Below are 7,592 nucleotides of genomic sequence, written 5' to 3' on the forward strand. Positions count from 1 at the left end.
TAAGGATGTTGCTTGCCTCCCAGGTTCCAGGTGTTGTCGGTCCTGGCCCCGGGCACGAACACCACCCACCCCGAACCGGTTGCCTGGCAATTCCCGAGGATTCGCCGGCCACCGGTCTGTTCCGGAACTACCGGAGTTACTGCTCGTACGTCCCCTGGATCGTCGCGCGGGCGATCGCGTGGGAGAACAGGTTGAACCCCAGGAACGCGGGCGTCGACTCGGCCGTGACGCCGTCGAGGGTCTCCACGTCGACCGCGTGGACGACGATGATGTAGCGATGCGGGCCGTGACCTGCCGGCGGGGCGGCGCCGAGGAAACGGCTCAGTCCGGCGTCGTTCTTCAGCGTGATCGCACCGCTGGGGAGCCCGGTTCCCTCGTCGTCGCCTGCGCCGCTCACCAGCGTGGTCGTGTCGGCCGGGATGTTGGCGACCGCCCAGTGCCAGAACCCGGACGCCGTCGGCGCGTCGGGGTCGTACACCGTCACCGCGAAGCTCTTGGTCTCGGCGGGGAACCCCGACCACGACAGCTGCGGGGAGTTGTCGTGGCCGCCGGCGCCGAAGATTCCGCTGACCTGTTCCTTCTTCAGCGGCTGCCCGTCGACGACGTCGGTGGAGGTCAGCTCGAAACTCGGCAGGTCGGGAAGTGCCTCGTACGGATCGTGTGACATGCGGTTCCTCTCTTGTCGCGTATCGGTTTTCGATCAGCTGTGGAGCAGAAAATGTTCCAGCACGCGTGTACCGAACAGTAGTGCGTCCACGGGTACCCGTTCGTCGACGCCGTGGAACAGCGCGCCGAAATCCAGGTCGGCGGGCAATTGCAGCGGTGCGAATCCGAAGCACCGGATGCCGAGCTTCGCGAACGCCTTGGCGTCGGTTCCGCCCGACAGCATGTACGGGACGGTCCGGGCGCCGGGGTCGTGCGCGAGGATGGCGTCGTTCATGGCGTCGACCAGGTGCCCGTCGAACGTGGTCTCGTAGGAGTCGAGTTTCGTGATCCACTCGCGCTGGACGTCCGGTCCGATGAGTTCGTCGACCGCCGCCTCGAACTCGGCCTGCCTGCCCGGCAGGATCCGGCAGTCGACCACGGCCTCCGCCGTCTGCGGGATGACGTTGGCCTTGTAGCCGGCGGAGAGCATGGTCGGGTTCGCGGTGTCGCGGAGCGTGGCACCGAGGATGTTGGAGATCTTGCCGAGCTTCGCGAGGGTGCCGTCGAGGTCGGGCGACGTCGGGTCGAAGTCGAGGCCGGTCTCCTCCCCGGCCGCTTCGAGGAATTCGGCCACCGAATCGGAGATGACCAGCGGGAACGTGTGTGCCCCCAGCCGGGCGACCGCCTGCGCGAGGATGGTGACGGCGTTGTCGGCGTGCAGGAACGAACCGTGGCCGGCCCGTCCCTTCGCGGTCAGCCGCATCCATCCCAGACCCTTCTCCGCCGTCTCGACGAGATAGAGCCTGCGGTCGATACCGTCCGGGCGGGCAACTGTCAGGGAGAAGCCGCCGACCTCGCCGACGGCTTCCGTGACCCCCTCGAACAGATCGGGACGATTCTCGACCAGCCACTGGCAGCCGTATTTGCCACCGGCCTCCTCGTCGGCGACGAACGCGAACACGAGGTCGCGGGGCGGGACGATGCCCTCCGCCTTGAACTGCCGGGCGACCGCCAGGATCATCCCGACCATGTCCTTCATGTCGACGGCGCCGCGACCCCACACGTAACCGTCCTCGACGGCTCCGGAGAACGGGTGGACGCGCCAGTCGGCCGGTTCGGCGGGTACGACGTCGAGGTGACCGTGCAGCAACAGTGCGCCGCGGTCGGGATCGGAGCCCTTCAGCCGCGCGAACACGTTGCCGCGGCCCGGTGCGCCCGACTCCACGTATTCGGTCTCGTAGCCCACTTCCTGCAGCTGGGACGCCACCCACTCCGCACACTCGCGCTCGCCCTTCGTCGTCGCGAGCTCTCCGGTGTTGGACGTGTCGAAGCGGATCAGTGAACTGACGAGATCCACGACTTCGGCTTCGGCGCGACCCTGGCCTGGGGTTTCCTGTGTAGTTGGCACTCCACTTTCCTACCACCGGGCAGGCGGAAACGCTCAGGTGAGAGGGACGATTTGGGCCGTGGCGGTTCATCGGTTAATCTTTTGCAGCACCCAGGAAATGGGGGCAGGCAAGTCCGAGTGGCGGAATGGCAGACGCGCTAGCTTGAGGTGCTAGTGTCCTATTAACGGACGTGGGGGTTCAAGTCCCCCCTCGGACACTCTGAGTTGAGACAGACGAAAAGGCCCCGGTTCATCGAACCGGGGCCTTCTTCGTGAGAGGGCGAAGTTCGATGGGTGAGACAACGACGATCGATCCGGCAGACCTCGAGACCTGCCTGAAAGTTCTCGATCTGGCGGCGGAACTCGACGACGCGGATCCCGATTCCGTCACGGTCCAGCGTGCCGTCGGTCACCTGTTCAAGAAGTTGAAGAAGCGCAGGCGGATCGCGGCCCGCGACGCCGTCTCCGAGGCCGACCGCAAGGTCGTCGCCGCCACCGCGACGGGCTCCCCCGACCGGATCGACGACGAGACCGCGGGCATCCCGCTCACATCGAACGCCGACGGCGCGTCCGCGGGCACCCTGATCCGGCCCCGCCCGTGCTACATCTGCAAGCAGCGATACACCCGGGTCGACGCGTTCTACCACCAGCTGTGCCCCGACTGCGCGACGAAGAGCCGCGCCAAGAGGGACGCGCGCGCCGACCTCACCGGACGCCGGGCGCTGCTGACCGGCGGTCGCGCCAAGATCGGCATGTACATCGCTCTGCGGTTGCTCCGTGACGGCGCCCACACCACGATCACGACCCGTTTCCCGAACGACGCCATCCGCCGCTTCAAGGCGATGGAGGACAGCAGCGAGTGGATCCACCGGCTGCGGGTGGTCGGTATCGATCTCCGCGACCCGGCGCAGGTCGTCGCGCTCGCCGACTCCGTCGCCGCGCAGGGCCCGCTGGACATCCTGATCAACAATGCCGCCCAGACGGTGCGACGTTCGCCCGGCGCCTACAGTGCGCTGGCGGACGCCGAGTCCGGTGCGCTTCCCTCCGGCGACCTTCCCGACGTCCTGACGTTCGGCAAGACGAGCGACGCTCACCCGGCGGCGCTCGCCGGGTCGCTGTCCGACGTGTCCGTGATGGCGGGCGCCGCGCTGTCCCCCGACGCGGTGAGTTCGCTCGCACTGGTCGCGAAGTCGGCGTCTCCCGACCGGATCGACCGGGGTCTCGCGATCGACGCCGGCGGTCTGCTGCCCGATCTGGCGCACACGAACAGCTGGGTCCAGACGGTCGAGGAAGTCGACCCGATCGAGCTGCTCGAGGTGCAGTTGTGCAACTCGGTCGCCCCGTTCATCCTCGTGTCCCGGCTGCGGCCCGCGATGGCGGCGGCAGGTGCCCGCCGCAAGTACGTGGTCAACGTCTCCGCGATGGAAGGCCAGTTCAGCCGCGCCTACAAGGGTCCCGGGCATCCGCACACCAACATGGCGAAGGCCGCGCTGAACATGCTGACCCGCACCAGCGCGAAAGAGATGCTCGAGGACGGCATCCTCATGACCGCGGTGGACACCGGGTGGATCACCGACGAGCGGCCGCACTACACCAAGATGCGCCTGGCAGACGAGGGTTTCCATGCCCCCCTCGACCTCGTCGACGGCGCCGCCCGCGTCTACGACCCCATCGTCCAGGGCGAGCAGGGCGTCGATCTGCACGGCTGCTTCCTCAAGGACTACGAGCCCTCACCCTGGTGATGGAGCACCACCCGGATCGGCATGCGAGAGCATCGACACAGCGGGAGCACTCTCCGGCGCGGGGATAATGGACGTGGTACCGATCCCTGAATATGGAGGCGCTTCATGGCGATAGCCGTTGTCCACCGAGACAGCCCGGAAGGCCGGGCGGCCATCGTCCACGCCGCTCGCGAGGCTGTGCAACGACGGGAACAGCTGCTCGTCCTCCACGTCCTCGACGACGACCCCGGACAGGATGCGGAGTCCGACCGGTCCGCTCTGCGCGCCGAGATCCAGGCGACGCTCGAGAGCGGCGGGGTCGGCGAGTCGTCGTGGGAACTGCGCACCAACGACCACGACGGTGATCAGGTGAGCGCCCTGCGCGCGCTGGTCGACAGCAGCGGCGCGGACCTGCTCGTCGTGGGTACCCGGCGTATGTCCCCGGTCGGCAAGTTCCTCCTGGAACGGTGGCTGCAGCGTCTCCTGCTCGAGGTCGACATTCCGATCCTGGTGGTCAAGGAAGAGGCGCGCGGACCCGCCTGAGTCCGCCGCCGAGCCCGTTCCCCCGTGGACCCGGCAACCCGCGCCTACGATGGCGTTGGGGGGACACTTCGGAGGTCAGGGGTACATCGATGGGGAGCGCGGTCTTCTACGAGGTCGTCGCCGACGCGACGGTCGTCGCACACCTGAGCTTCATCCTCTACGTCGTGTGCGGTGGTTTTCTCGCCTGGCGGTGGCCGCGCACCATCGCACTGCACCTGGCCGCGGTCGCCTGGGGATTCACCGGCCTGATCGTCGGGATCGACTGCCCGCTGACGCATCTGGAGAGCTGGGCCCGGGTCCGCGCCGGGCAGGACCCGCTCCCCTCGTCCGGATTCATCTCCCACTACCTCACCGGCGTGGTCTACCCGGAATCCGCCGCGGCAGCGGTCCAGACTCTCGTGGCGCTGGGCGTCGTCACGTCGTGGGCCGGTTACGTCGTGCTGCGGGTCCGCACCCGTGCACCTCTCACACCGACCCGCCCCGGCGCCGGACTCTGACCCCACCTTCCCTACCGACGAGTAGGGTCGTGTCATGACAGACAGCACGCGTGAATTGGATCTCGTCGTCTACGGGGCCACCGGCTTCGTCGGCAAACTCCTCGCCGACTATCTCGCCCAGCACGCACCGGACGGTGTCCGGATCGCGCTCGCGGGACGAACGGCCGCCAAACTGGAAGCGGTGCGGTCCGCACTCGGTCCGCGCGCGGCCGACTGGTCCGTCATCGTCGCGAACTCCGACGACGCCGCGTCACTCGCCGCCCTGGCCGGTCGCACCCGCGTGGTCGCGACGACGGTCGGCCCGTACGCCAAGTACGGACACGGCCTCGCCGCAGCCTGCGCCGAGGCGGGCACCGACTACGTCGACCTCACCGGAGAGGTGCTGTTCGCCCGCGAGAGCATCGACGCCAACCACGAACGGGCCCGCGAGACCGGCGCCCGGATCGTCCACTCCTGCGGTTTCGACTCCGTCCCGTCCGACCTCGGCGTGCACGTCCTGCACGCGAAGGTCCGGGAGGACGGCGCCGGCGAACTCACCGACACCACCCTGGTGGTCACGTCGCTGCGGGGCGGCGTCAGCGGCGGCACGATCGATTCGCTCCGCACTCAGGTGGACGTGTCGAAGAAAGACGCGGCGTCGCGCCGTCTCGCGGCCTCGCCGTACTCGCTCAGCCCCGACCGGTCGAAGGAACCCGATCTCGGCAAGCAGTCCGACATGGGCATTGTCGACGGCAAGACCATCGCGCCCGGGGTCACTGGCTGGAAGGCGCCGTTCTTCATGGGCCCCTACAACACGCGGGTCGTGCGGCGCAGCAACGCACTCCGCGACTGGGCGTACGGCCGGGAATTCCAGTACCGCGAAGTCATGAGCGTCGGCAGTTCCCCGATCACGCCGGTGATCGCGGGTGCGGTGACGGCCGGCCTCGGCGCGTTGATCGCCGGCATGGCCCTCCCGCCCACCCGGTACGTCCTCGACCGCGTTCTGCCCTCACCGGGCGACGGTCCCAGCGAGAAGGCGCAACGCAACGGCCACTTCACCGTCGACCTGTACACGACCACCACCACGGGCGCGCACTACACGTCGCGGGTGAAGGCGAAGGGCGATCCCGGCTACCGCGCCACCGCGGTGATGCTCGGCGAATCCGCGTTGAGTCTCGTCCTCGGCGGCGACGCGCTTCCGGACGCGGCAGGTGTACTCACTCCGGCGACGGCACTCGGCGACGTGCTGGTTGCGCGGCTGCGCGACGCGGGCATGGAGATCTCCGCGCGAAAGCTGTGAACGGGTGGGCGCGTGTGAAGATGACACGCGCCCACCTCTCCCGCTAATGTCGAGCCTTGTGCGCGGACGGCCGTGCACCCGACGAGAGACACGGGAGTTCGAGTGAACGGCACGAGCGCGCAGGCAGGCCCCGCGGCCTCGCTCGCCCTCATGCCCTTCTGGCCCTCCCGCCGAGGCCACGCCTTCGACCAGGGATGTTGCTGACCAGCCTGCTCGCTGGTCTTTGCTGCCCTGACGGTTCACTCTCTCGGTCGGAGTCTCGATGTTCAAGCTCTTGATTTTCACGCTCGTCGGCGTGGGTGCCCAACTGGTCGACGGCGCTCTCGGCATGGCGTTCGGCGTGACTGCGACCACCCTGCTCGTGTTCAGCGGCGTCGGGCCTGCCCACGCCAGCGCGGCGGTGCACTTCGCCGAGGTCGGCACGACACTCGCCTCCGGTGCGTCGCACTGGCGGTTCCGCAACATCGACTGGCCCCTCGTGCTCCGCCTGGGCGTCCCCGGCGCCATCGGCGCGTTCCTCGGCGCGACGGTGCTGTCGCAGTTGTCGACGGCCGCCGCCGTCCCCGTGACGTCCACGATCCTGCTGGCGATCGGCGTCTACGTTCTCCTCCGCTTCTCGATTCGCCCTCCCGCCGTCAACGACGCCCGGACGTCGCCGCACACCGCGAAGTTCCTCTCACCGCTCGGACTGTTCGGTGGATTCATCGACGCGAGCGGTGGCGGCGGCTGGGGGCCGATCACCACCAGCACGCTGCTCTCGCGCGGCAAGACCGCACCGCGCACGGTCATCGGCTCGGTCAGCGCGTCGGAGTTCCTGGTGTCCGCCGCGGCCAGCATCGGATTCATCTTCGGGCTCGGCAGCGACTTCTTCGACAACATTCCGATCATCGCGGGCCTGGCGCTCGGCGGAATCATCGCCGCCCCGGTCGCCGCATGGCTCGTCAGCCGGGTGCCCGCGACCCTTCTGGGCACCGGTGTCGGCGGCATCATCATCATCACCAACGCGCAGAAGCTGTTCAAGACGTTCGACGTGACCGGCGTCCCCGCCACCCTCGGCTACGTCTCCCTCGTGGCGGTGTGGGCCGGACTGCTCGTCGTCGCATGGCGTCGCTCGCGTCTCAGCGCCGCGGAGGCCGCGGGCGATCTGCACCGCATCGACGCCGAGATCGACACTCTCGGCGAGCCCGAAGTGCAGTCCCTGGAGCCGTCCACCGGCGAGAAGGCCTGAGCCCACCTCACGCCTCCGCCCGGATCGAGAAGTCGCCGGACATCTGCCACACCGCATCCTTACCAGCGGGTAACATTGGTCGCGGTTTATGGCACCCGTCCGGTGCTCCGATAGCGGAACAGTGAGGCTTTTCATGACTGAGCGTGTTGAGGTCGGCGGTCTGCAGGTCGCGAAGGTGCTCTACGACTTCGTGAAACAGGAGGCGTTGCCGGGGACCGGGATCGACGTCGACGGGTTCTGGTCGGGTGCGGTGAAGGTGATCGAGGACCTGGCGCCGAAGAACCGGGCCCTG

General features: G+C 68.3%; 8 protein-coding genes and 1 tRNA gene. 7 read left to right on the plus strand and 2 right to left on the minus strand.

Annotated features, from left to right (window positions below):
- Positions 1-136: 136 nt before the first annotated feature.
- Positions 137-667 carry a YbhB/YbcL family Raf kinase inhibitor-like protein gene (locus ACFU5V_RS25720; protein WP_378442464.1) on the minus strand — a complete coding sequence of 177 codons (531 nt, stop codon included), beginning with the start codon at positions 665-667 and terminating at the stop codon, positions 137-139.
- Between the two features lie 33 nt (positions 668-700).
- Positions 701-2,053: a M20/M25/M40 family metallo-hydrolase gene (locus tag ACFU5V_RS25725; RefSeq protein WP_378702887.1), complete on the minus strand. Its 1,353-nt coding sequence runs from the start codon at positions 2,051-2,053 to the stop codon at positions 701-703.
- Between the two features lie 111 nt (positions 2,054-2,164).
- Between ACFU5V_RS25725 and ACFU5V_RS25730 the strand changes: the two genes are divergently transcribed.
- From ACFU5V_RS25730 to ACFU5V_RS25760, 7 genes are all read left to right on the plus strand, one after another.
- Positions 2,165-2,250, plus strand: a tRNA-Leu gene (locus tag ACFU5V_RS25730).
- Positions 2,251-2,322: 72 nt separating this feature from the next.
- Positions 2,323-3,774 carry an SDR family NAD(P)-dependent oxidoreductase gene (locus tag ACFU5V_RS25735; protein WP_378702888.1) on the plus strand — a complete coding sequence of 484 codons (1,452 nt, stop codon included), beginning with the start codon at positions 2,323-2,325 and terminating at the stop codon, positions 3,772-3,774.
- A 105-nt stretch (positions 3,775-3,879) separates the two neighbouring features.
- Entirely contained in the window at positions 3,880-4,296 is a 417-nt protein-coding gene (locus ACFU5V_RS25740) for a universal stress protein (RefSeq protein WP_378440823.1), read from the plus strand.
- Between the two features lie 89 nt (positions 4,297-4,385).
- A complete protein-coding gene (locus ACFU5V_RS25745) occupies positions 4,386-4,793 on the plus strand; it encodes a DUF2784 domain-containing protein (RefSeq protein WP_378702889.1) in 408 nt (135 codons plus the stop codon).
- Between the two features lie 34 nt (positions 4,794-4,827).
- On the plus strand, positions 4,828-6,072 hold the full coding sequence (locus ACFU5V_RS25750) for a saccharopine dehydrogenase family protein (RefSeq protein WP_378702890.1): 1,245 nt from the start codon (positions 4,828-4,830) through the stop codon (positions 6,070-6,072).
- Positions 6,073-6,334: 262 nt separating this feature from the next.
- A complete protein-coding gene (locus tag ACFU5V_RS25755) occupies positions 6,335-7,300 on the plus strand; it encodes a sulfite exporter TauE/SafE family protein (RefSeq protein ID WP_378702891.1) in 966 nt (321 codons plus the stop codon).
- Positions 7,301-7,433: 133 nt separating this feature from the next.
- Positions 7,434-7,592 (plus strand): hypothetical protein (locus ACFU5V_RS25760; RefSeq protein WP_378702898.1); only part of this gene is annotated, 159 nt, incomplete at its 3' end.

This window comes from Rhodococcus sp. NPDC057529 (assembly GCF_042802055.1).
GTDB lineage: Bacteria > Actinomycetota > Actinomycetes > Mycobacteriales > Mycobacteriaceae > Rhodococcus_F.